The 21,631-nt window shown below is 65.2% G+C and carries 24 protein-coding genes; 1 reads left to right on the forward strand and 23 read right to left on the reverse strand.

Annotated elements, in window-relative coordinates; translation table 11 throughout:
- Positions 1-5 precede the first annotated feature (5 nt).
- The 9 genes from CK489_RS03475 to CK489_RS03515 form a co-directional block, all read right to left on the reverse strand.
- Positions 6-689, reverse strand: a complete 684-nt coding sequence (locus tag CK489_RS03475; protein ID WP_095731320.1) for a DUF2848 domain-containing protein — start codon at positions 687-689, stop codon at positions 6-8.
- Positions 673-1,365, reverse strand: coding sequence for an ABC transporter ATP-binding protein (locus CK489_RS03480; protein ID WP_095731321.1), 693 nt, complete (start codon positions 1,363-1,365; stop codon positions 673-675). The genes CK489_RS03475 and CK489_RS03480 overlap by 17 nt, the downstream gene beginning before the upstream one ends.
- Complete coding sequence (locus CK489_RS03485; RefSeq protein WP_095731322.1) at positions 1,365-2,111, reverse strand: ABC transporter ATP-binding protein; 747 nt, start codon at positions 2,109-2,111, stop codon at positions 1,365-1,367. Before CK489_RS03485 ends, CK489_RS03480 begins: the two co-directional genes overlap by 1 nt.
- Entirely contained in the window at positions 2,108-3,031 is a 924-nt protein-coding gene (locus CK489_RS03490) for a branched-chain amino acid ABC transporter permease (protein ID WP_095731887.1), read from the reverse strand. The genes CK489_RS03485 and CK489_RS03490 overlap by 4 nt, the downstream gene beginning before the upstream one ends.
- The gene (locus CK489_RS03495; RefSeq protein ID WP_095731323.1) at positions 3,031-3,930 is read right to left on the reverse strand and encodes a branched-chain amino acid ABC transporter permease; all 900 of its coding nucleotides are present in this window, start codon (positions 3,928-3,930) and stop codon (positions 3,031-3,033) included. The genes CK489_RS03490 and CK489_RS03495 overlap by 1 nt, the downstream gene beginning before the upstream one ends.
- 36 nt (positions 3,931-3,966) lie before the next feature.
- The gene (locus CK489_RS03500; protein WP_245350243.1) at positions 3,967-5,328 is read right to left on the reverse strand and encodes an ABC transporter substrate-binding protein; all 1,362 of its coding nucleotides are present in this window, start codon (positions 5,326-5,328) and stop codon (positions 3,967-3,969) included.
- Positions 5,329-5,419: 91 nt separating this feature from the next.
- A complete protein-coding gene (locus tag CK489_RS03505; protein WP_050629883.1) occupies positions 5,420-5,800 on the reverse strand; it encodes a cupin in 381 nt (126 codons plus the stop codon).
- Positions 5,801-5,817: 17 nt separating this feature from the next.
- Positions 5,818-7,287, reverse strand: a complete 1,470-nt coding sequence (locus CK489_RS03510; protein ID WP_095731324.1) for a 4-hydroxyphenylacetate 3-hydroxylase family protein — start codon at positions 7,285-7,287, stop codon at positions 5,818-5,820.
- 20 nt (positions 7,288-7,307) lie between these two features.
- Positions 7,308-7,826: a flavin reductase family protein gene (locus CK489_RS03515; RefSeq protein ID WP_050629881.1), complete on the reverse strand. Its 519-nt coding sequence runs from the start codon at positions 7,824-7,826 to the stop codon at positions 7,308-7,310.
- 153 nt (positions 7,827-7,979) lie between these two features.
- Here CK489_RS03515 and CK489_RS03520 point away from each other — a divergent pair, with 153 nt between their 5' ends.
- A complete protein-coding gene (locus CK489_RS03520; RefSeq protein WP_050629880.1) occupies positions 7,980-8,585 on the forward strand; it encodes a MarR family winged helix-turn-helix transcriptional regulator in 606 nt (201 codons plus the stop codon).
- Positions 8,586-8,621: 36 nt separating this feature from the next.
- Here CK489_RS03520 and dhaK read toward each other — a convergent pair whose 3' ends face one another.
- From dhaK to CK489_RS03590, 14 genes are all read right to left on the reverse strand, one after another.
- A complete protein-coding gene (dhaK, locus tag CK489_RS03525; RefSeq protein ID WP_095731325.1) occupies positions 8,622-9,605 on the reverse strand; it encodes a dihydroxyacetone kinase subunit DhaK in 984 nt (327 codons plus the stop codon).
- 32 nt (positions 9,606-9,637) lie between these two features.
- Entirely contained in the window at positions 9,638-10,060 is a 423-nt protein-coding gene (locus CK489_RS03530; RefSeq protein ID WP_074125948.1) for a hypothetical protein, read from the reverse strand.
- Complete coding sequence (gene ptsP, locus CK489_RS03535; RefSeq protein WP_095731326.1) at positions 10,053-11,672, reverse strand: phosphoenolpyruvate--protein phosphotransferase; 1,620 nt, start codon at positions 11,670-11,672, stop codon at positions 10,053-10,055. Before ptsP ends, CK489_RS03530 begins: the two co-directional genes overlap by 8 nt.
- A 1-nt stretch (position 11,673) precedes the next feature.
- A complete protein-coding gene (locus CK489_RS03540) occupies positions 11,674-11,976 on the reverse strand; it encodes an HPr family phosphocarrier protein (protein ID WP_430649194.1) in 303 nt (100 codons plus the stop codon).
- A gap of 32 nt (positions 11,977-12,008) precedes the next feature.
- Positions 12,009-12,401 (reverse strand): dihydroxyacetone kinase phosphoryl donor subunit DhaM, encoded by a 393-nt coding sequence (dhaM, locus tag CK489_RS03545; RefSeq protein WP_095731327.1) that lies wholly within the window; start codon positions 12,399-12,401, stop codon positions 12,009-12,011.
- A complete protein-coding gene (dhaL, locus tag CK489_RS03550) occupies positions 12,398-13,021 on the reverse strand; it encodes a dihydroxyacetone kinase subunit DhaL (RefSeq protein ID WP_050629874.1) in 624 nt (207 codons plus the stop codon). The genes dhaM and dhaL overlap by 4 nt, the downstream gene beginning before the upstream one ends.
- A 21-nt stretch (positions 13,022-13,042) precedes the next feature.
- A complete protein-coding gene (locus CK489_RS03555) occupies positions 13,043-14,068 on the reverse strand; it encodes an ABC transporter ATP-binding protein (protein WP_095731328.1) in 1,026 nt (341 codons plus the stop codon).
- Complete coding sequence (locus CK489_RS03560) at positions 14,061-15,158, reverse strand: ABC transporter ATP-binding protein (protein ID WP_095731329.1); 1,098 nt, start codon at positions 15,156-15,158, stop codon at positions 14,061-14,063. The genes CK489_RS03555 and CK489_RS03560 overlap by 8 nt, the downstream gene beginning before the upstream one ends.
- 4 nt (positions 15,159-15,162) lie before the next feature.
- Positions 15,163-15,291 carry a hypothetical protein gene (locus CK489_RS42865; RefSeq protein ID WP_371817950.1) on the reverse strand — a complete coding sequence of 43 codons (129 nt, stop codon included), beginning with the start codon at positions 15,289-15,291 and terminating at the stop codon, positions 15,163-15,165.
- Positions 15,292-15,359: 68 nt separating this feature from the next.
- Positions 15,360-16,322, reverse strand: a complete 963-nt coding sequence (locus CK489_RS03570; RefSeq protein WP_021076440.1) for a carbohydrate ABC transporter permease — start codon at positions 16,320-16,322, stop codon at positions 15,360-15,362.
- Positions 16,319-17,251: a carbohydrate ABC transporter permease gene (locus CK489_RS03575; RefSeq protein ID WP_245350283.1), complete on the reverse strand. Its 933-nt coding sequence runs from the start codon at positions 17,249-17,251 to the stop codon at positions 16,319-16,321. The genes CK489_RS03570 and CK489_RS03575 overlap by 4 nt, the downstream gene beginning before the upstream one ends.
- 110 nt (positions 17,252-17,361) lie before the next feature.
- On the reverse strand, positions 17,362-18,723 hold the full coding sequence (locus tag CK489_RS03580) for an ABC transporter substrate-binding protein (RefSeq protein ID WP_095731331.1): 1,362 nt from the start codon (positions 18,721-18,723) through the stop codon (positions 17,362-17,364).
- A gap of 498 nt (positions 18,724-19,221) precedes the next feature.
- Positions 19,222-19,605 carry a c-type cytochrome gene (locus CK489_RS03585; protein ID WP_095731332.1) on the reverse strand — a complete coding sequence of 128 codons (384 nt, stop codon included), beginning with the start codon at positions 19,603-19,605 and terminating at the stop codon, positions 19,222-19,224.
- Between the two features lie 16 nt (positions 19,606-19,621).
- Entirely contained in the window at positions 19,622-21,589 is a 1,968-nt protein-coding gene (locus CK489_RS03590) for a thiamine pyrophosphate-binding protein (protein WP_095731333.1), read from the reverse strand.
- Positions 21,590-21,631: the final 42 nt, after the last annotated feature.

Raw genomic sequence — 21,631 nt, forward strand, 5'->3', positions numbered from 1 at the left:
GGCGGTCACGAGACGACCGGAAGCACATCGATGTCGTAACCGTGGATCAGGGAGCGCCTGAGAACCGGATCGCTCAGCTCCATTTCGAAGCGCGCTGCCGGTCGAATTCCGCCGATCGCACCCGGCGTGCCGCAGAACATCAAGGTCCCGGCCGGAAGGATGTCGGCGTTCGCGTAGCGGCGAATCAGATCGCGCGGGGTTCTCAGCGAGGAAACCGGGCTCTCCTGATAGAGCACCCGCCTCCCATCAATCGTCGCCCACGAGCGAAGCACGAGTTCATCCCAGTGCGGCTCGACGTCAGCGTAGGACCAGAGCTGCCGGCCGACCGGCTTGCCGCAGAGCTGCTTCGAAAGTGCGATGCCCGCGGCTTCCGCCTTGCGATCGGTATGGTCGGATCCGATTCCGATCCAGAGGCCGTCGGCCATGGCGACCACGACGGGCTCGACCTCACCGGAACTGTCCGGACCGAGCACGGTCAAGCGATCCGCCTGCGTCAGCGTCTGCGCCGCGACACGGTAGTAGAGCGGCGTCGTCGACGGGCGCGGGATTCCGAGCGCCGCGAGCTCCTCGATATGGTGCTCGATCGCCGCCGCGTTCCTGCCCGCCCAGCCCGCGATCACGAGCGATTCGATTTCGACGCCGACGTGGTCGGTCCGATCCTTCGCGATGCGGTCAAACTTCATGAACATGGGCTTTGTCATCCTTGGTAGACGGAACGAGAATCTCGCCGCGCTCGATCTGCAACGTGCGATCCGCGACGCGGTCGAGCAGGACCGGCGAGGATTCCGTGATCAGCAGGGCGAGCTCCGGCCGGTGCTTGCGCAGCTCACCGAGAGTTCGTGCATAATCGAGCGCCAGGGCCGGCGCCAGCCCCTGGAACGGTTCGTCGAGCAACAGGACCTTGCGCGCGACCGTCAGCGCACGGCCCAGCGCAACCATCTTGCCCTGCCCGCCGGAAACGCCGCCCGCGGGCCGGGCCCGCATTGCATGCAGTTCGGGCAGTAGCGCATAGATCTCGTCCAGCCTGCGAACGATCTCCGGCTTGGCAAGGTTCAGCGCCAGTGCCGGAAGGCGGATGTTCTCCTCGACGCTCAACTCCGGTATCAGCCGGCGATCCTCCGGCGCATATCCGATGCCGGCCCGGGCGCGCGTGTAGGCCGGCCGGCGGCCGAGATCGTCGGCATCGAGGTGGATCGAGCCCTCGTCGTGCGCGATGAGGCCCATGATCGCGCGAAGCGTCGTGGTCTTGCCGGCGCCATTGCGGCCGATCAACACCGTGGTCTTGCGCGCGACGATGTCGCAGCTGACCTTGCGCAGCACGCGGACGCCCTCGATCGAGACGCTGACCTTGTCGAGCCTGAGCATCAGGCCACCCCCACAACGCGTTCGCGGACCTGCGCGTTGCCGAACACCTCATCTGGTGGCCCTTCGGCCATGATGTTCCCGGCATTCCACACCAGGACGCGGCTTGCGTAACGTGCAACCACGTCCATGTCGTGCTCGACAAAGAGAGCGGTGATGCGGCGCTGGCGCAGCGCGCTCATCAGCGCCTCCATCAGCGGGAAGCGTTCCAGCGCACTCACGCCGCTGGTCGGCTCGTCCAGCAGCAGCAGCCGCGGCTTGAGCGCCAACGCAACGGCGATGTCCAGTAGCTTGCGATGACCCTCCGGCAGGGTGCTGCTGATCCGCTCGGCATCGCCGTCGAGACCGACCAGTTCGAGCAGGGCCATGGCCTCCTCGCGCCGTTTCGCTGTTTCAAGCGGCCGGACCGCGCTCCACAGTCCGTCGGTTGCCGCAAGCGCGAGCATCATGTTGTCGATCACGCGCTGTGCGGAGAACAGTTGCGGGATCTGAAAGGCGCGTGCGACGCCTCGCCGCGCAATGGCGCGCGGCGACAGCCGGGTGATATCGGTGCCGTCGAGCAGAACGCTGCCTGAAACCGGGCGGATATAACCCGTGCAGATGTTGAGCAGCGTCGTCTTGCCCGAGCCGTTCGGACCGATGATCGCGAGAAACTCGCCGTCGTGGATCGCGATGCTCGCCCCGTCGGCGGCCTTGACCCCGTTGAATGCGACACAGAGGTTCTTGGCCTCCAGGATGGGACGCCTCATGGGCTCGACGCCTCCTTGCGCGCGAATAGTCCATAGATGCCCTGCGGCATGAACATGATCACGATGATCAGAGCCATGCCCACGATCAGATTCCAGGCATCGGTTACGGTCACGGCTGCGCTGTGCAGCAGTTCGAGGAACAAGGCGCCGATGAACGCGCCCGGCACGCCACCGATGCCGCCAAGCACGGCGATCAGGACGAGATGGCCGGATGCCGTCCAGAACGCGAAGTCGGGGACCACGCGGCCGATCGCAAGAGCGGAGATCGCGCCACCGAGGCCGGCGAGGGCCGCCGATATCACGTAGGCGATCAGCAGCACCGCCCAGACCGGAATGCCCAGATATTCGAGCCTGATCTCGTTGGTATGGACGGCCGAGAGCGCATGCCCCAGCGGACTGTCGAGGTATCGCTGGACGGCGAGACCGACGAGCACCATCAGCGCCAGGCTGAGGTAGAACAGCATGCTCTTGAACATCGGCTCGGCGAAGACCACGCCGAACACCGCCGGAATCGGAACCGGCATCCCGTCCGTTCCACCCGTGACTCCGTAGAGTTTGGCGCACAGCGCGTAAAACACCATGGAGACCGCGAGATTCAACATCGCGAAGAAGATCGCGCGATAGCGGACCAGGAACGCACCGGCGATCACGCCGGTCAGCGCAGCGACCAGCACCGAGAGCACCAGAAGCAATCCGAGGTCGCTGACGCCGCACCCCGCCAGGAAGGCGACGCCGTAGGCGCTGGCGGCGAAGAACATCGCGTGACCGATCGAGATCAGCCCGGCACGCAGCAGCACGGCGACACCGAGCGCCGCAAAGCCCTTGGCGATCGCAAGCGTCAACACGAATTGAAGCCACGGCGCGGCGACAGGGAGCACCGCGAGCGTGAGAACCGCGGCCGCGGCCAGGATGATCCGCATCATATCCTCCGCGCCGTTACCGATCCGAACAGGCCGTAGGGGCGGATCAGAAGCACGATCAGCATTGCTGCATAGGGCGCAACCGCGTCCAGCGAGGGCGCCAGATAGATCGCGAGCACGCGCGCTAGCCCGACGATCAGCGAGGCGACCGCGGCACCCTCGATTTGCCCGAGCCCTCCGATCGCCGCCACCGCAAAAGCGAGCACCATGGTGTCGGCCCCGAGCCCCGGGGCAATGCCCGATGTCGGCGTCGCCAGAGCGCCCCCGAGTGCGGCAAGGAACACGCCGAGCGAGAATGCCAGGATGAATATCCGGTTGGTATCGATACCGATCGACTGCGCCATTTCACGGTCGGTCACGACGGCCGTGATCAGGCGCCCGAGCCGCGTGTGGTTGATCAGGAGCCGCAACCCGACGACGACGAGGACCGCCATCCCGACCAGCAGAATCTGGTAGTTGAGATAAACGACGCCACCGATGCTCGACGTGCCAAGCAGTCGCATCGGCGCGTCCTCGTAGAGGGATTGCACGCCGAAGATCAGGCGCTGCAGGTCCTCGAGGATGAGGAACAATCCGAACGTGATCAGGATCTGGACGGCTTCGGACTTGCCGTAGGTCCAGCGGACCAGGCTGCGCTCGATCAGCGGACCGAAAACGGCGGCGACGAAGACCGCACTGAACAGCAACGCAACGAACGACAGATAGGGGTTGAGCTGCCGGCTCGCGATGAACAGGCAGGCCGACGCGGCGACGTAGCCACCGATCGAGTAGAGACTGCCGTGGGCCACGTTGAGGACACGCAGCACGCTGAACACCAGCGTCAGGCCGACTGCCGCGAAGAAGATCAACGCGGCGCTGGCCAGGCTATCCAGCAACAAGGGAATGATTGCATTCGACATCGGCTTAACGCCTGCTTGATTGGTTGCGAGCAAACGCTACCGTTCGCCGATCTTGTAGCTCCCCGGCTTCGGAAGGCTCTTCGCGAATTCGGGCTTGAGCGTCGAAATCCAGGCCAGCGGATCCTGGCCGGCCTGCGGCATCAGGCTGTCGCCCTTGTAGCGGACCATGTCGCCGATCACCGGAAACGGCTGCGCCGACGTCTTCATGGTGACCCCGACGATCTGGTCGACGAGACCGTCATTGTCGGCCCGCGTCTGCGCGGTGCCGGTCAAGGTAGCGACCTTGCTCCCCTTCATGGCGGCCGCAAGCTCGACGCGCGTCGGCCACTTGCCGCCATTCTTCTGCATGGCGGCCTCATAGGCGGCCTTCACGTAGATCAGCGCATTGGCCATCTTGATGGACGGAAACACCGGATACTCGCCGAAGCGCGCCTTGTAGGCCTCGGCAAACTTCACCGTCTCGGGATTGGCCTTGGCGTCCGGCGACATCCACCAGCCGTCGCCCAGAACCCCGACGATCACGCCATCCGGCAACGGTACGCGCTGCAGCACGGTCTCGCCGAGCGCGAGGACCACCTGGCTGGACGTGAACAGCCCGCGCGGCGTCGCCTGACGAACGAAGTTTTCGAGGTCGGCGCCCCAGAGGTTGGAGAAGACGACGTCCGGGCGCGCGGTCGTGAGGCGCGATATCTCGGTCTGGTAGTTCGGCGAGCCGAGCTTCGGATAGAGTTCGGCGACGATCTCGACGTCCGGCTTCAGTGCCTTGAGCGCCGCGGTGAAGATCTTGGCCGCGTCGTGGCCGAACGCGTAGTCCGGATTGATGATCGCCACCGTCTTCACGTCCGGCTTGCGATCCAGAAGGTAGATCGCATAGGCGATGAACTCGGGCACGGTGTTGCCGTTGGGCCGGAACACATACTTGCTCTTGCCGTCCATGAGCAGCTGGTGGGTATCGCAGTTCCAGCCGACGGTCGGAACCTCCAGTTGCTCCGCGATCGGCGCCAGCGCGAGGCAGGTGGCGCTCGACAAGGCGGCGACCATCACCTGGTTCTTCGTATCTCCGGCCAGCCGCCGATATTCCGCGATCACGCCTTGCGCACCCTGCGCCTCGTCGACGAAGGTCGCGGTGACCGGAACCCCTCCGATGCCGCCCTTGGCATTGATCTCGTCGATCATGAGATCGGCGGCGTTCTTGCCGGGCATGCCATAGGCCGCGGCGGGACCGGACGTGAACGTGAAGATGCCCAGTCCCATCGAGCCCGGTCTGTCCTGCGCCGCGACCGGAGTGGCCGCCACGACGCCGATCACAAGAGCGCCCGCCAGGCCATCGACCACCACCCGGAGGCGCGCGTGCGGCAATTCCCAATTGAACCGGAGCAGCGGTTGAAGCGAGGACATGCAACCCGCGAATGCGAGCGAGATATTCTTGAACGCCATATTTTCCCCCTTGAAGCGGTCGAACGATGTTGTCGGTGCCGGCGGAACGGCCTCAGACCGGATCGAAATAGTGGATTTCGAGAAGCAGGCAGCCGTTGACGGACTTGAACGGACCGTGCGGCGCGTGCGGCGGCCGGCAGGCATAGGTGTTCGGCGGGAAGCTCTTGCCGCCCTCGCCCTTCTCGTCATTGCCGACGATCAGGTCGCCCGAGACGAGATAGACCTCTTCCCAATACTCGTGCGAAAACGGTGCGGTCGTGTAGACGCCTGGGGCAAAACGCAGCAGCCGGGTTCTCGTCCCGCGCCGGTTCTCCTCGTCGAGCGCGCCCGCAAGGATCTTCTGCTGGATGCCGGCGGGATAGCCTGCGGGCGTTTCCCAACCGGTGGTCATGTCGAGCGTGTAGAACTCGTCGTGCTTCTTGTTGACGGGCATGGATTGTCTCCGTTGATTCAGGCGGCTTTGCTGGCGGTCGAGACGCCGTTGAGGTCGTAGGAATCGAGCATGGTCTGGACCAGCCGATCGGCGCCGGCCCAGTCGTAGGTGCGATAGGAATGTCCCTTGGTGACGAAGGTCGCGCCGGCGTAGAACATCTCGTATTGCTGGTGGCGGGAGCCGAACTCTGATCCGACCGCATCCCAGGCGAGCTTGTAGAACTTCACCCGGTCGTGCGAATTGGCCTTCGGCGACTGCTGGGTCTTGCCGATCAAGGCCGCAATCTCGGGATTGTCGAAATCGGCGACCGACGACGGCAGCATGATCATGCCTCCGCCGGCTAGTTCGCGCAGCGTATTGATGATGTGCGCGTAGAGCTGCTGCGTCAGCACTTGCGCGGAATAGAGCGTGTGCCGGTCCGGGATGAAGTAGGGACCGACCAGCGCCCCCTTCGCCTCCATCGCCGCCACCAGGGCGTCGACCATGCCGGTCTCGGCGGCAAGCTGGCCGAGCATCTCGCGCACCTGCGGGAATTGGGTGACGCCGTTCATTTCGGCGGTCCGGTGCGCAAGGCCGGCCAGGAACTTGAGCTTCACGCTCAGCCGCACCATCGCCTGGTAGTTCTGATAGACGTGGCAGGGCGTGGCGTGAAACTGCTTCTGGCACATTTCGACGTTGCCCTCGATGAAGACGCGATCCCAGGGAACCTTCACGTCATCGAAGTAGAGGACCGAGTCGTTCTCGTCGAAGCGGCTCGACAACGGATTGTCGAACACCGCGCCGGCCGCATCTTCGTAGGACTTGCGCGACAGCATCTTGAGGCCCTTCGCGTTCATCGGGATCGCGAAGGACATCGCATAGCGCTCTTCGCCCGGACGCATCGGCTGGATGGTCGTGACGAATACCTCGTCGGCAACGACGCCTCCGGTCGCGAGCATCTTGGCGCCGCGGATCGTGATCCCTTCTGCATCGCGATCGACGACGCCGGCGGTGAGGAACGGATCCGACTGCTCGGCGGCTCCCTTCGAACGATCGGCCTGCGGATTGATGATCACGTAGGTAAGGTAGAGGTCCTTGTCGCGCGCATAGCGGTAGTAGCTCTCGAGCGCGCCCGCGCGCGCCGGATCGTGCGCCTTGAAGACGTCGAGCCCCATGTAGAGACCAGCGATGCACGACGCGACATGGTCCGGGGCCCGGCCCATGAAACCTGCATGCAGTGCAGCCCATGCTTCCAGCGCCTTCCGCCGCTGGACAAGATCGGCGTAGGACGTCGGCAGCTGCCAGATCCGGTTGGCACGTCCGGCATCGGTCTCGAACGTCATGAGATCGACGTTCTCCCTGGCGCTCGCGAAGTCGAACAGCCCCGCCATCGAACCGGCGAGATTTCGATAGGCGCGATGCGCGGTCACATCGCCGACCGCAGCTCCGTTGATGTAGATGGTCCGCCCGTCCTTCAGTCCAGACAGATACTCCTTGGCACTACGCATCGCGGTTCTCCGGTTCGGATCTAGTAATGAATGGGAAGCGGCCAGGTCGGCTCGCGCTCGGTTTCGTCGACGAGGTCGCGATAGCGGCCCCGGAAGAAGATCAACGGCGTAGCGGGCTCGCTGCGCGTCGAGTGACGGACGACGCGAACCACGAAGATCACGTGATCGCCGCCGTCGTAGCTTGCGAATGGCGCGCATTCGAAATGAGCCAGGGCGCCCGATATCAGCGGGGCCTCGGCGTGGCCGACCGACGTCTTGACCTGATTCCACTTGTCCGACAGGGCACGCGCGAACTGATTGGAGATCTGTTCCTGATCGCGGGCGAGGATGTTGACGGCGAAGCCCTTGGCTTCGAGCATCGCGGGCAGGCTCTTGGCCTTGCGGTCGACGCTGAACAGGACCAGCGGCGGATCGAGCGAAACGGAATTGAACGAGCTCATGGTCATGCCGATGAGCTCTTCGCCGTGGCCCCGCGCGGTCACCACCGCAACGCCGGTCGCGAATTCTCCCAGCACTCGCCTGAATGCGCGGTCCTCCATGGGACGCCTGCCTCGCTGCTTCGACCCTGCTTTATAATCTTCAGATAGCTTTCTGACAAAGCTATTTAGCGATGTCAAGCCCCCTTGATGGGCGCGCGCCTGCGTGCTTCTTAGGCAAATTCGCAAGCCGATGATTTCGCGGGGAGAACGACCGTGACCGAAGCGCTTTTGACGGCGTCGAAGCCCGAACTGCTCGACAAGGAAGGAGACCGGACGCTTCGCGGCCTGCTCTACGACTATTTCGCCTTCGGACGCAGCCTTGAAGCCTGCCGGGAAATATTCGCGAACTTCGTCGACCTGTCGACCACGCAGTATCTGATCCTGATCGCAATCAAGAATTCGACGGCGGAAGAGCCGATGGGAGTCAATCAGGTCGCCGAACGGCTGTATCTGAGCGGCGCCTTCGTCACCAACGAGATCAACAAGCTGGTCTCCGACGATCTGCTCGAGAAGAGTCCGCATCCCGACGACCGGCGCCGGGTGCAGCTTGCGCTCACCCAGCACGGCCTCAGCCTGTTGACCCGTCTTGCCGCCCTGCAACGGCCGGTCAACGATGCGCTGTTCGGGATGCTGACGCGCGAGGAGTTCAAGATGCTGGCTCAGTTGCTATCGCGTCTTGCGTCGAACGCGGACAGCGCGGTGCGGCTCGCCGAGCATGTCAAGGCGACCCTCAAGTTCCAGGAGGATCAGCGAGCTTCCACAACGAATTCGCCGTCCCCGCGCAAGAAGGGACGCGCGACGCTTCGCAATCCCCGGTGAGGCCCCGCTGCAGCGAGGCGCTGCCGGTGCCGGAGATCACCAGTTCAGTGCGGCCGTACGCACCGGGGCGTCCCACAGCGCCGTCGTCTCGGCGTCGAGCAGGCTCACCGTGAGCGAGCAGCCGGCCATATCCAGCGAGGTGACGTAGCTGCCGACCAGCGAGCGCGCGATGCGCAGGCCGCGCTGCTCGAGCATGCGGCGCGCCGCGTTATACATCAGATAGAGCTCGATCGTTGGCGTGCCGCCGAAGCCGTTGACCAGCAGCAGGGCCTCGGAGCCGGCGGGGGCAGCGAGATCCTCCGCAATGGCTGTCGTCATCTCCGATGCGATCGCGTCGGCCTGTGCGAGCTTGACGCGGCGACGGCCCGGCTCGCCGTGGATGCCGACGCCCATCTCCATCTCGTCCCCGCCAAGCGCGAAGGTCGGCGTACCCGCGGCAGGCACCGTGCAGCTGGTCAGCGCCACGCCCATCGAGCGGGTCCGCGCGTTGACACGCTCGCCGAGCACCACGCAGGTCGCAAGATCGGCCCCCTTCTCGGCGGCGGCGCCGACGATCTTCTCGACGATCAAGGTGCCGGCGACGCCGCGACGCCCGATGCTGTAGGTCGATTTCTCGACCGCAACATCGTCATCGGTCACGATGGTGGCGGTGCGGCCTTCGGCGATCTCCGCCGCCATCTCGAAGTTCATACGGTCGCCGGCATAGTTCTTGACGATGAAGAGGACCCCGGCATCGCCCGCGACCGCCTGCGCGGCCTCGACGATCTGGTCCGGCGTCGGCGAGGTGAACACCTGTCCGGGACAGGCGGCATCCAGCATGCCGTGGCCGACGAAGCCGGCATGCAGCGGCTCATGCCCGCTGCCGCCGCCCGAGACCAGCGCAACCTTGTTGCGGTTCAATTCGCGGCGGCGAACGAATTTACGCTCGGCGCCCAGCGCGACCAGATCGGCATGCGCGGCCGCAAAGCCGTCGAGGCTCTCGGCGAGCACATTGTCGACCGCATTGATGAACTTCTTCATGGTGTCCTCCCCGCTTCGTTCGGCGTTTTCGCCTATTTTTCCCGCATGATGCCGATCAGGCGCCGCGTGAATTCCTGCAGCAGCGCGTCGAGCTCGGCATTGCGCTTGGCGCTGCCGAGATCCGGCAGATGCAGCGTCAGGGTCCGCTCGTGCGAACCTTCGCTCAGCCGGCCGACGCGGCGCGGATGCGCCCGCGCATAGGCGCGCAAGAAGGCGGCCTTGGCCTGCGGCGGGAAGTGGCAGACATCGAAGATCGTGTTGAGATGCTGCACCGGGATCGGCACCGGATAGGCCGGATTGCTGATCTGGCTGACGAAGCTGCGGTTCTTGCCCATGGCATGCGCCAGGCGCAGCCGCATCCCTGACGGGCGGCTCTCAAGCACTTCCTTGAAGATGCGCTTGTAGGCCGCAACCGCGCCGGCCTCGGGCGCTTCATCGGCCGCCGTGTCAGCCAACACCGCCTCCGCCGCTCAGCCGGTCGATGGTCTGCTTGATCTGCGCCAGCGCCGAGGCGTTCACCGACAATTCGCGCAGGCCGCAATTCAGCAGCGCGGGAAGACAGCGCGGATCGCCCGCCATGTCGCCGCACAGGCTGACACTGACGCCGGCGCGGCGGCCATGCTCCGCGGTCCGCGAAATCAGTTCGAGCACTGCGGGATGCAGGGGGTCCATCAGGGGGGCAAGAGCTCCGTTGGAACGATCGCAAGCTAGAACATATTGCGCGAGATCGTTCGAGCCGATCGAGAAGAACGCGGCCTTGAAGCTCGAGATCGTCAGGGCCGCCGCCGGAACCTCGACCATGATTCCGAGCTCCGGGAGCATCGCGGCAATGCCGTCCGCCTGCAAGCGTTGCACGACGTCGGCGAACAGCTTCTTGCTCGCCTCGAGCTCGTCGGCCTGCGTCACCATCGGGAACATGACCTTGAGATTGCCGCGCAGCGCGGCGCGGGCCAGCGCGCGGAGCTGAACGGCAAAGATCTCGGGCCGGGCGAGGCAAAGCCGCAAGCCGCGAACGCCGAGGAACGGATTGGCTTCGCCATCGAAGGTAAAGCCGGGCACCGGCTTGTCGCCGCCGGCATCGAAGGTGCGGATCGTCACGGGCCGCTGGCCGGCCCAGCGCAACACCGCATCATAGGCCTGGAATTGAGTCTCCTCGTCCGGCAGCTCGCTCCGCCCGGCGAGCAGGAATTCCGTCCGCATCAGGCCGATGCCGTCGGCGTATTGCGCATCCGCATGCTCGAGATCGTCGACGCGCTGGATGTTGATCAGGAGCTTGATGTGCTCGCCGCGCCACGAGGCCGTCGGCCGCCGCAGGATCGCGCGGGCCGATGCCCGGCTCTTGCGATGGCTCTCGCGCCGCTTCTCGAAGATGCGCACCTGCTCGGCGCTAGGATCGAGCTCCAGCGTCGCGCCTTCGCCGTCGAGCAGCGCCATGGCGCCGGCATCCGGAATGGCGCCGAGCTGCACGACCATCGGGATGCCGCGCGCACGCGCCAGCATCGCAACATGGCTGGTCGGACTGCCGTGCAGCAGCGCCAGGCCGCCGCCACCTGACCAGTCGATCTCCAGGAAGCGCGACGGCGGCAGGTCGTCGGCGCAGACAACGCCTCCGCTCGGGATCTTGAGCGGCTCGCCCGCGTCGCCGCGCAGGATGTGGATCACGCGGTCGCGCAGGTCGGCAAGGTCCGACGAGCGCGCCTGCAGATACTCATCGGCCGCCGAATTGTACTCCGCAATCTGCTCGTCGAGCGTCGAACGCCAGGCGACATCGGCCGGCCGGCCATCGCCGATCGACGCGAAGATCTGTTCGATCAGGTCCTCGTCCTCCAGCAACGCGACCTGGAATTCGAGGATCTGCGCAGCCTCGCCGCCGGCGCTGGCGGCAAGATCGGCGATCTGCCCGCTGGCGAGATCGATCGCCCTGCGCAGAGCGAGCGCCTCCTCGACCAGCGTGCCGGCCACCCGCTCGCCGCCCGCGCCCGCATCGACGCGAACCAGCGGACCATGGGCAAAGCCGATCGAGGCGGTCCTGCCGCGGTAGGCCGATCCTGCAGCGCCGCCCTGCATGCTAGCCTGCTCCATCCGGAAAATCGCTGGCGACCAGATCGACCAGCGCCGCCACGGCGGCCTCGGCGTCAGTGCCGGAGGCCTTGATCTCGATCGTGCTGCCGTGCGCGGCGCGCATCGCCATGATCTTGGCTACGCTCTTGGCGTTGATCCATTCGGGCGCCCCCGCGACGCGCACCGAGATCTGGGCCTGGAACTTCTTGGCGAGCTTGGTCAGCTTGACCGCCGGGCGCGCGTGCATGCCGACCGCATGCACCAGCCGCACATTGCCGGTGAAGATCTGTCCGTCCGCTCTATCAAGCATGCTCATCATCCATTCATCGCATCGCCGACATCTCAATCGGCAGAGAGTTCCTCGGCCACCGCCTTGACTTGGGCCAGCGTGCTGCCGCCCGCCGCCTCGGTCGCCGCCATCACGGCGCCTTCGACGATCGGCGCGTTGCAGACGACAACGAGATCGCGCCGCGCAGGCTCCAGCATCTCGACCGCCATTTCGCTGTTGGTCTCGGCGCCACCGAGATCGACCAGCACCGCGACACCCTTCGGAGACCAGGCGGCATTGATGGCGTCGATGATCAGCGGCACGCTGGTGCCCAATCCGCCGTCGGGATTGCCGCCGCAGAACGCCACCTTGACCTCGCTGCCGACCATCTGCCGCACCATGTCGGCGGTTCCCTTGGCGATGTCGCTGGAATGCGAGACGATCACGATCCCCACGGTCTCGGTCATGCCCGTGCCTCCAGGCCGGCGCACACCGCCTGCACCAGTACGCAGCTCGACCGCGCGCCGGGATCGACATGCCCGACGCTGCGCGCGCCGAGAAACGACGCGCGGCCCTTGGTGGCCTGCATCGGCGCGGTGCGTTCGACCGCATCGGTCGCCGTCGCACGCACCCGCGCGATCAGGTCCGGCTGGCCCGCCGCGGTCTTCAACGTCTCCAGCACGGGCACCAGCACATCCAGCATCGTCTTCTCGCCGACATGCGAGCGGCCGCGCGCGCTCACCGCGTTCACGGCGCTGCCGAACACGTCGGCGAGATCCTCGGGCAGGTGCTTGTCGTGCGAAAGCGCCTCGCCGGCGGCGAGGAAGAAGCTGCCATAGAGCGGCCCGGAGGCGCCGCCGACCGTCATCACCAGGGTCTTGCCGATCATCTTGAACGCTTCATCGAGCGGCTGCGCCGAGATGGCGTCGAGCTTGCCGAGCACGGCTTCGCAACCGCGCTTCATGTTGGTTCCGTGGTCGCCGTCGCCGATCGCCTGATCGAGGCTCGTCAGCTCCGGCGCGCTGGCGATGACCTGTTCTGCGGCCGCCTTGACCAACGATTTGAATGTCTCTGATGGCACCGACATTTCTTCGATCCTCTCGCCCCTCTAATGAACCGCCGCGGCAATGCGCTGCCCCGCACGGTCGAAACACAACGGATGCACCAGATGCAAGTCGACCTCCTGGCCGGCCTGCAGCGGCTGATGCGGATCCGCCAGCGTCACCAGCGTCTCGCCCTTATAGTCCAGATGAATATGATTCTGCTCGCCGAGGTGCTCGACCCGGTGCACGCGGGCGACCATCTGCCCGCCATTGCGCGCCGCGACCTGAAGATGCTCGGTGCGGATGCCGACCGTCTCGGTTCCCTGCGGCATTGCCACATCGGAGAGCAGGCGCGCCGGCAGGAAGTTGATCTGCGGCGTGCCGAGCCGCGAGGCGACGTAGCTGCTGGACGGGCTTTCGTAGATCTCGCGGGGCGTGCCGAGCTGAAGCAGTCGGCCGTCTTTGATCACGCCAATGCGCGAGGCCATCGTCATGGCCTCGACCTGATCGTGGGTGACATAGAGGATGGTCGCGCCGAGCTCGATCTGGATCCGCTTGAGTTCCAGGCGAAGCTCGCTGCGGAGCTTTGCGTCCAGCGAGGACAGCGGCTCGTCCATCAGATAGATCGAGGGATCGCGGACCAGGGCGCGGCCGATCGCCACCCGCTGCATCTCGCCGCCGGACAGCCGGGTGGCACGGTTGTTCAGCTTGCTGGCGATATGCAACAGCTCCGCGGTCTGCTCGACGCGCTTGCGGATGATCGGCTCCGCCACCCGCCGCGCCGGAGAGCGCAGCGGAAATGCCAGATTGTCGTAGACCGTCAGATGCGGATACAGCGAGTATTGCTGGAATACGAAGGCGATGTCCCGCGAGCCCGGCGGATCGTGGGTCACGTCGCGCCCGTCGATCATGACCGAGCCGGTATCAGGCTTTTCCAATCCGGTGATCAGCCGCAGCGTCGTGGTCTTGCCGGCGCCGCTCGGTCCGAGCAGCACCAGGAACTCGCCGTCGCCCACCGTCAGCGAGAGATCGCGGACCGCTTCCACTGCGCCGAAACGCTTGGTGACATTGCGCAGCGTGACGTCAGCCATGGCGCAGGCCCTCCCCAACGGCGGTTCGGATCGCAAGGCCGCTGCCGATGTCGAACAGCGCCAGCCGCTCGGCGTTGAATTCAAGACCGATGGTCTCGCCGATCCGCACCGATGCGCTGGAGGGCAGCCGCGCCGCGACCCGGCCATAGGCCGTGTCGACGGTGACGATCTGGGTGGTGCCGAGATATTCCGCACCGAACACCTCGCCGCGCACGGCGCCCGCGTCGGCGAAGCGGATATGCTCCGGACGGACGCCGAGCGCCAGCGGCGCGCTGGCGCGGTCCTCGCGGATCTCCGGCACCGCAAGCCTGGTGTCGTGGAAGCTGACCGCACGATCGCCGGAACGCAGGCCGCCCTCGAAGCGCAGGAAGTTCATCGGCGGCGACCCGATGAAATCGGCGACGAACATGCTGGCGGGCCGATCATAGACCTCCTGCGGCGTCCCGATCTGCTCGACCCGCCCCTTGTTCATGACGGCGATCTGGTCGGCCATCGACATCGCCTCGAGCTGGTCGTGCGTGACATAGACCGTGGTCGCCTTGATGCGATCATGCAGGTCACGCAGCTCGCCGCACATCAGATGGCGAAACTCGGCGTCGAGTGCGCCGAGCGGCTCGTCCATCAGGAACGCCTTCGGCCGGCGTACCATGGCGCGCCCGAGCGCGACGCGCTGGCGGTCGCCGCCGGACAGTTTCGAGGTCTTGCTCGACAGCAGATGCTCGATCCGCAGCATCCGCGCCGTCTCCTGCACCCGCTCGCGGATCTCGCGCCTCGCCATGCCCTGGCACTTCAGCGGGAAGCCGATGTTCTCTCCGACATTCATGTGCGGGTAGAGCGCGAACAGCTGGAACACGAAGGCGATGTCGCGGGCGGCGGCGCGGTGGAACGTAACGTCCTCGCCGTCGAGCAGGATCTTGCCTTCGGTCGGCAGCTCAAGGCCGGCGATCATGCGCAAGGTGGTGGTCTTGCCGCAGCCGGAGGGCCCGAGCATCGCGAAGAACGTGCCGTCATCGATCGTGAAGGTCGAGCCTTCCACCGCCGTGAACTGATCGAACGACTTGCGCAGGTTTTCAATGCGGATCTGTGCCATGGCCCTATTCCGGAAAATGGCTGACGATGACGAAGCCGACCGTGCCGGCCAGGATCGTCACGAAGGAGTAGCTGTAGAGGTCGATCGACCAGGGCTGCACCAGCATGATGATGCCGCCTCCGATCAGGGTCATCGCGACGGCCTCCCACGGCCCGCGCCGGAACCAGCGCGCTACGCCACTCCTGGCAACAACAGCGCCGCTCATTTGCGCACCGCTCCGAAGGTGATGCCGCGCAGCAGGTGCTTGCGAAGCAGCACGGTGAACATGACGATCGGGACGACGAACAGCGTGGTCGCGGCGGCAACCGCCGGCCAGTCCTGCCCGCCCTCGCCGATGATGAAGGGGATGAAGGGCGGCATAGTCTGCGCCTCACCGCTGGTCAGCAGCACCGCGAAGGCATACTCGTTCCAGGAGAAGATCAGGCAGAAGATCGCGGTCGCGGCTATGCCCGTGACGGCCTGCGGCAACACCACCTTGCGCAGCGCCTGCAGCCGCGTATAGCCGTCGACCAAAGCGGCCTCCTCATACTCGCGCGGGATCTCGTCGATGAAGCCCTTGAGCAGCCAGACCGCGAGCGAGACGTTGACCGCGGTATAGAGCAGGATCATGCCGAGCCGAGTGTCGGTCAGGTTGAGCTGCCGGTACATCAGATAGATCGGGATCGCGACCGCGACCGGCGGCATCATGCGCGTCGAGAGGATGAAGAACAGCAGGTCGTCGGCCAGCGGTATGCGGAAGCGCGAGAACGCGTAGGCCGCGAGCGTGCCGAGGAAGACCGCGAGGAAGGTCGAGCCGAAGCCGATGATCAGCGAGTTGACGAAGCGCGGCACGACCTTCGAGGGACCTGCGATCACCATGTCCCGCTTGCGCACCAGCTGGTCGTACCAGGTCTCCGGCGGCGGCAGCTTGGCGATGAAGTCCGGCGTCTGCCGCGTCCGCACGGTGAACAGGTTGACATAGCCTTCGAGGGTCGGCTCGAAGATCACCTTGGGCGGATAGGCGATCGCGTCGCTCTGCGACTTGAATGCGGTGGCGACGATCCACAGCAGCGGCAGGATCGTGATCACAGCGTACAGGATGACGAGGCCGCCGGCGAACGCCTTGGTGCGCGGCGAGGCTTCGACGATCGAATGCGCGGTGGATCTGGTGGCGGCAGCGGTCATCGTTGCTTCACCTTATTGAGCGTCTTGACGTAAATGTTGGCGGCGCCGAACACGGTCACGAACAGGATGATGGCGAGCGCCGAGGAATAGCCGGTGCGCCACTTCTCGAACGCCGCGCGCTTTAGCGAGATCGATACCAGCTCGGTGGTCGAGCCCGGCCCGCCCGAGGTCAGGAGATTGACCATGTCGAACATCTTGAAGTTCTCGATGGCGCGGAACAACACCGCGAGCATCAGGAACGGCACCGTCATCGGCAGCGTGATCGACCAGAACTGCCGCCACGCCGAGGCGCGATCGACTTCCGCGGCCTCATAGATGTAATCGGGGATCGAGCGCAGCCCGGCGAGGCAGATCAGCATGACGTAAGGCGCCCACATCCAGGTATCGACCAGCACGATGGTCCACGGCGCGAGCGACACCTGCCCGGTCATGCTGAACGAGCTCGGCGGTACGCCGGTGAACAGGCTGATCAGATAGTTGAACGGGCCGATCTGCGGCTGCAGCAGCAGCGTCCAGAAGTTGCCGACCACCGCGGGCGACAGCATCATCGGCAGCAGGATGATCGTGGTCCAGAAGCTGTGGCCGCGAAACTGACGGTTGATCAGGAGCGCGAGACCGAAGCCGACGACCACCTGCAGCGCCACCGACGAGATCACGAACTGCGCCGTGGTCTGCAGCCGGAACCAGACGTCCTCGTCGGTGAGGATGTCCCTGAAATTGTCGAGGCCGACGAACCGCAGCGGCAGATAGGACATGCTGAGGTTGAGGTTGGTGAACGACAGCCTGATCATCCAGATCAGCGGAAAGATGTTGATCGCGAGCAGCAGCGCGATCGTCGGCGCGACGAACAGCCAGGCAATGGCCCGGTCCGACAGGCCGCGGACGCGCCGGGCGTCGCGGGATTTGGCAGGCGTGCTCACACCTGGCATCGTAGCATGATCGGGTTGCAGGATCGTCGTCATCGTGTCCATCGGCTGGGCTGGTCGGCTTCCCCGAGATGGGCTCGGGGAAGCCAGTTCAGGCGGAGTGCTGGCGCCTTCTACTGCGAGGAGGCGACTTCCTTGCCCTGCTCCTTGAAGACCTTGGTCCAGTCCTTGACCAGGAGATCCAGCGCCTGCTGCGCCGTGCCCTTGTCGGCGACGACGTAGTCATGCACCCGCTTCTGCATGTCGAGCAGCAGCTGCGCATAGGACGGCTCGGCCCAGAAGTCCTTGACGATCCCCATCGACTCCAGGAACTGCGGCGCGAACGCCGCGCTCTTCGGGAAGTCGGGCGCGTCGACCACGGCCTTGAGAGCGGAGTAGCCGCCGATCTGCCACCATTTCTGCTGAACGGCGGGCTGCGCGAACCACTTGATGTAGGCGAGCGCGTCGTCCTTGTGGTCGGAGGTCGCCACCACCGAGATGCCTTGTCCGCCGAGCTGCGTGAAATGACCCTCCGGACCGGCCGGATTGACGAAGAAGCCGATCTTGTCGCCGCCGACGTTCGGATCCTTGTAGAGGCCGGGGAAGAACGCGAACCAGTTCATCTGCATCGCGACCTGGCCGGACTTGAAGGCATCGAGGCCTTCCTGCATGTAGGCGTTGGTCATGCCCGGCGCGGTGCAGCACTTGTAGAGCTCCTTGTAGAACTCGAGCCCCTTGGCCGCGTCGGCGGAATTGACGATGCCCTGCATCTGGTACGGCTTCTTCGGATTGTCGTAGGCGAAGCCGTAATTGTAGAGCACGTTGGTCACGCCCATCGTGATGCCTTCCGAGCCGCGCTCGGTGAAGATGTAGGCGCCATAAACCTTCTTGCCGTCGATCTCGCGGCCCTGGAAGAACTCGGCGATCTGCTTCAGCTCGTCATAGGTCTTCGGCGGCGCCAGGTCGCGGCCGTACTTGGCCTTGAACGCGGATTGAATCTCGGGCCGCGAGAACCAGTCCTTGCGGTAGGTCCAGCCCACCGCATCGGCCATGGCCGGCAGCGCCCAGTAGTTCGGCGTGTTCTTCGGCCATTGCGAGTAGCCGACCACGGTCGCCGGGACGAAATCGTCCATCGAGATCTTCTCCTTGTCGAAGAAGTCGTTGAGCTTGACGTACCACTTGTTCTCGGCGGCGCCGCCGATCCACTGGCTGTCGCCGATGATCAGGTCGCAGAGCTTGCCGTGGGAGTTGAGCTCGTTGAGGAAGCGATCGGCGTAGCTCGTCCAGGGGACGAACTCGTATTTCATCTCGATGCCGGATTGCTTGGTGAAGTCCTTGCCCAACTCGACCAGCGCGTTGGCCGGATCCCACGCCGCCCAGCACAGCGTGAGCTGCTTGCCTTGTGCCGCAGCTTGCCCGCCGCCGAAAGCTCCGAGGGCCGCAACCGCAACGACCGCGGACGCCGCCGTACTACGCAACCATCCCAATGTTCGCATAATCCATTTCCTCCCTATCGTTGAAGCACCTGACCCGCTCGGCGCGCCCTGCCGGAGCGACGCCGAGATCTCGAAACCGAGTTGATGAGCGATGATGGAGAGCGAGACGGAACGCGTCCGGACATTGCGGTCCGGATGGCTGGGCTCCTCCCACACATCGGCTCGATGCGTGATGTTTATCGTTCTTGTAATACTAAACGTATTACTAAATTACGGAACCCGTCAAGCGGGTTTCTGACGGGCGATGGTGAAGGCCGGATTCCTGCGCAATCATAGGTCATTCCTTCGCACCGCAGCAATACCGAATGACGGAAGACACCAGCGCGAGCTCGGCCTGATGTTTAGTGCTTGGTTTTACTGAACGTTCAGCGCAGGAATGGCGCGGCTTGCCCATGGGGCATTACGTCATCGGAAGCGAGCGATGGCCAACACGCACGCGTCTCGCATCAGCGCGCGCGAGCGAGAGCGCAACAGTCCGGCGCCTCGCGGACTGCCTCACTAGTTCAGGATCGGCGGAATATCCTTGGCCGCCTTCGGTCCCGGCAGCGAGCTGAGATAGGCGTGGATGTCGGCGGCATCCTTGTCCGACAGCACGTCGGCGGAGAATGACGGCATATCGTTCGGCGCCTCGCGCAGGAACGCGGTGAAGGACTCCACCGGCAGCGCGATCTGCGCCAGCGCCGGTGTCAGATAGTTGAAGCGGCCGCCCTGCCCGGCGCGGCCGTGGCATTCGAAGCAGCCGTCGGCGAGATAGAGCCGCTTGCCGTTGACGGGATCGCCGGCCGGCGCGTCCTCGGCCCGCGATGCGACGACGCCCGCAACGAAAGCTCCCGCGATCGCGGCGATGGCTGCAAGGCACTTCAGCGTTCGACTGATTGTCATGACCGCCACCCCCGCTTCACCGCTGATCCATCACGACGTCGAGCAGCGCCGGCTGGCCGCTCTTGACCATGGCGATCGCGCGCTTCAGCGCGGGCGCCAGCGCATTCGGATCGCTGATCGGCCCTTCGCCATAAACGCCGAACCCCTTGGCAAGGGTCGCATAGTCGACGAACGGATCCTTGATCGTGGTGCCGACATCGGCATTGGTGATGCCGCGGCCGTGGCGCGCCGCCATCGCCTGCAGGTACATGTATTCCTGATGATAGGCGCGGTTGTTGTGCACGATGTAGAGCAGCGGGATCTGGTGGTGCGCGGCGGTCCACAGCGTCGACGGCACGAACATGAAGTCGCCGTCGCCGCCGATCGCAACCGTCAATCGTCCGTGCCGCTTGTTGGCGAGCGCGGCTCCGAGCGAGGCCGGCAAGGTGTAGCCGACACCGCCGCCGCCGGCGACGCCGTTCCACTGATGCGGCTTGGTGAAATTCCATAAGCGATGCGGCCATGCGAGGCCGATCGAGGTTCCGACCAGCGACCAGTCCTCATCCTTGATCTGGCTGTAGAGTTCGGCGCACAGCCGCGCCGTGGTGATCGGGCTCGCGTCCCAGCCGATCGTGGCGTCGAGCTTGGCCTGCTCGACGGTGGCGAGCTTGGCGGCCGCGAGCTTCTTGCCGCGGGCGTCGAACGCGGCCTTGCGGCCCTCGTCGACCAGCCGCTTCACCTGCTCGGTCAGCGCTGGCAGGCTGGCCTCGGCGTCGCCCGTGATGTCGAGGTCGACGTCCTGGTAGCGGCCGAAATCCTGGTAGTTGGCCTTCAGGTAGAGGCCGCGGGTGCCGAGCGTGACGATCTTGGCTGTCTTCTTGTAGCGCGGCTCGGACGTGCGCACGATGCGATCGTGGAAATCGCTGAGCGAGCCCCAGATGTCGTTGACCTCCATCGCCAGGATCAGATCGGCCTGCGACAGGATCGAGCGGCGGAACGACTGATTCAACGGATGGCGCGACGGGAAATTCATCCGCCCGTAATTGTCGATCACTGCGCATTGCAGGGTTTCCGCAAGCTCCACCAGGCGCGGCATGCCGGCCGGCGTGCGCGCCATCCGGTCGCACAGGATCACGGGGTTTTCCGCCGCCACAAGCATCTTCGCAAGCTGCGCCAGCGCCGCGTCGTCGCCCTGCGGAGGGGTCGCCGGGGTGAATTTCGGAATCCGCAGGCGGTCGCGATTCTCGATCGGGTTCTCCTGCAGCTCCTGGTCGAGCGACAGCATCACCGGCGCCATCGGCGGCGTGATCGAGATCTTGTAGGCGCGCACCGCCGATTCCGCGAAGTGCTGCAGCGAGGCCGGCTGGTCGTCCCACTTGACGAAGTCGCGCGTGAGCGCCGCGGGGTCGATCGCCGAATGCGGCCATTCCGCGCCCGGCGCGCGCTTGTCGGCTTCCATGATGTTGCCGCCCATCACGATGACGGGGACACGATCGCACCAGGCATTGTACATCGCCATCGATGCATGCTGCAGCCCGACCACGCCGTGACAGATCATGGCGAGCGGCTTGCCTTCCATCTTGGCGTAGCCCTGGCCCATATGCACCGCGATCTCTTCATGCGGGCAGGTGATGATCTCGGGCTTCTTGTTGCCGCCATGATTGATGACGGCCTCGTGCAGTCCGCGGAAGCTCGAGGCGCAGTTCATCGCGAGGTAATCGATGTCGAGCGTTTTCAGGACGTCGACCATGAAGTCGCCGCCACTCGAGGTCTGATTGACCGGATCGGCCGGCGGCGGCATCGCGTCCGCGGCCGCGAGCCTCGGCCCGGGAGGGGCAGCCTTGAGCGCTTGCCTGGGACGCGGCTCCGGAGACGCCGACATCGCCGTGTTGGCCGCAGCCGGCGTACCCAGCGCTGCGGCACCCGCGATCGTTGCACCTTTCAGGAAATTTCGGCGGCCGGGATCGAGCGCGCCTGGGCGGCGCGAGTCGCTGCGTTTCGACATGGCTTCCTCTCCGGGAACTTAGACCAGATGCCTACGAGCTCA

The sequence above is a fragment of the Bradyrhizobium sp. UFLA03-84 genome (genome assembly GCF_002289535.1).
GTDB classification, from domain to species: Bacteria; Pseudomonadota; Alphaproteobacteria; order Rhizobiales; family Xanthobacteraceae; genus Bradyrhizobium; species Bradyrhizobium viridifuturi.

What these genes read in the sequence shown, in the direction of transcription:
- dhaL (WP_050629874.1), bottom strand. Translation starts at nt 13,021, where the DNA reads ATGTCGGTGCCATCAGAGACATTCAAATCGTTGGTCAAGGCGGCCGCA.
- dhaK (WP_095731325.1), bottom strand. Translation starts at nt 9,605, where the DNA reads ATGAAGAAGTTCATCAATGCGGTCGACAATGTGCTCGCCGAGAGCCTC.
- CK489_RS03500 (WP_245350243.1), bottom strand. Translation starts at nt 5,328, where the DNA reads ATGTCCTCGCTTCAACCGCTGCTCCGGTTCAATTGGGAATTGCCGCAC.
- CK489_RS03495 (WP_095731323.1), bottom strand. Translation starts at nt 3,930, where the DNA reads ATGTCGAATGCAATCATTCCCTTGTTGCTGGATAGCCTGGCCAGCGCC.
- CK489_RS03510 (WP_095731324.1), bottom strand. Translation starts at nt 7,287, where the DNA reads ATGCGTAGTGCCAAGGAGTATCTGTCTGGACTGAAGGACGGGCGGACC.
- CK489_RS03590 (WP_095731333.1), bottom strand. Translation starts at nt 21,589, where the DNA reads ATGTCGAAACGCAGCGACTCGCGCCGCCCAGGCGCGCTCGATCCCGGC.
- CK489_RS42865 (WP_371817950.1), bottom strand. Translation starts at nt 15,291, where the DNA reads ATGACCCTGATCGGAGGCGGCATCATCATGCTGGTGCAGCCCTGGTCG.
- CK489_RS03555 (WP_095731328.1), bottom strand. Translation starts at nt 14,068, where the DNA reads ATGGCTGACGTCACGCTGCGCAATGTCACCAAGCGTTTCGGCGCAGTG.
- CK489_RS03585 (WP_095731332.1), bottom strand. Translation starts at nt 19,605, where the DNA reads ATGACAATCAGTCGAACGCTGAAGTGCCTTGCAGCCATCGCCGCGATC.
- CK489_RS03515 (WP_050629881.1), bottom strand. Translation starts at nt 7,826, where the DNA reads ATGGAGGACCGCGCATTCAGGCGAGTGCTGGGAGAATTCGCGACCGGC.
- CK489_RS03540 (WP_430649194.1), bottom strand. Translation starts at nt 11,976, where the DNA reads ATGCTTGATAGAGCGGACGGACAGATCTTCACCGGCAATGTGCGGCTG.
- CK489_RS03575 (WP_245350283.1), bottom strand. Translation starts at nt 17,251, where the DNA reads ATGCCAGGTGTGAGCACGCCTGCCAAATCCCGCGACGCCCGGCGCGTC.
- dhaM (WP_095731327.1), bottom strand. Translation starts at nt 12,401, where the DNA reads ATGACCGAGACCGTGGGGATCGTGATCGTCTCGCATTCCAGCGACATC.
- CK489_RS03580 (WP_095731331.1), bottom strand. Translation starts at nt 18,723, where the DNA reads ATGCGAACATTGGGATGGTTGCGTAGTACGGCGGCGTCCGCGGTCGTT.
- CK489_RS03490 (WP_095731887.1), bottom strand. Translation starts at nt 3,031, where the DNA reads ATGCGGATCATCCTGGCCGCGGCCGCGGTTCTCACGCTCGCGGTGCTC.
- CK489_RS03505 (WP_050629883.1), bottom strand. Translation starts at nt 5,800, where the DNA reads ATGCCCGTCAACAAGAAGCACGACGAGTTCTACACGCTCGACATGACC.
- CK489_RS03560 (WP_095731329.1), bottom strand. Translation starts at nt 15,158, where the DNA reads ATGGCACAGATCCGCATTGAAAACCTGCGCAAGTCGTTCGATCAGTTC.
- CK489_RS03485 (WP_095731322.1), bottom strand. Translation starts at nt 2,111, where the DNA reads ATGAGGCGTCCCATCCTGGAGGCCAAGAACCTCTGTGTCGCATTCAAC.
- CK489_RS03475 (WP_095731320.1), bottom strand. Translation starts at nt 689, where the DNA reads ATGTTCATGAAGTTTGACCGCATCGCGAAGGATCGGACCGACCACGTC.
- CK489_RS03570 (WP_021076440.1), bottom strand. Translation starts at nt 16,322, where the DNA reads ATGACCGCTGCCGCCACCAGATCCACCGCGCATTCGATCGTCGAAGCC.
- ptsP (WP_095731326.1), bottom strand. Translation starts at nt 11,672, where the DNA reads ATGCAGGGCGGCGCTGCAGGATCGGCCTACCGCGGCAGGACCGCCTCG.
- CK489_RS03480 (WP_095731321.1), bottom strand. Translation starts at nt 1,365, where the DNA reads ATGCTCAGGCTCGACAAGGTCAGCGTCTCGATCGAGGGCGTCCGCGTG.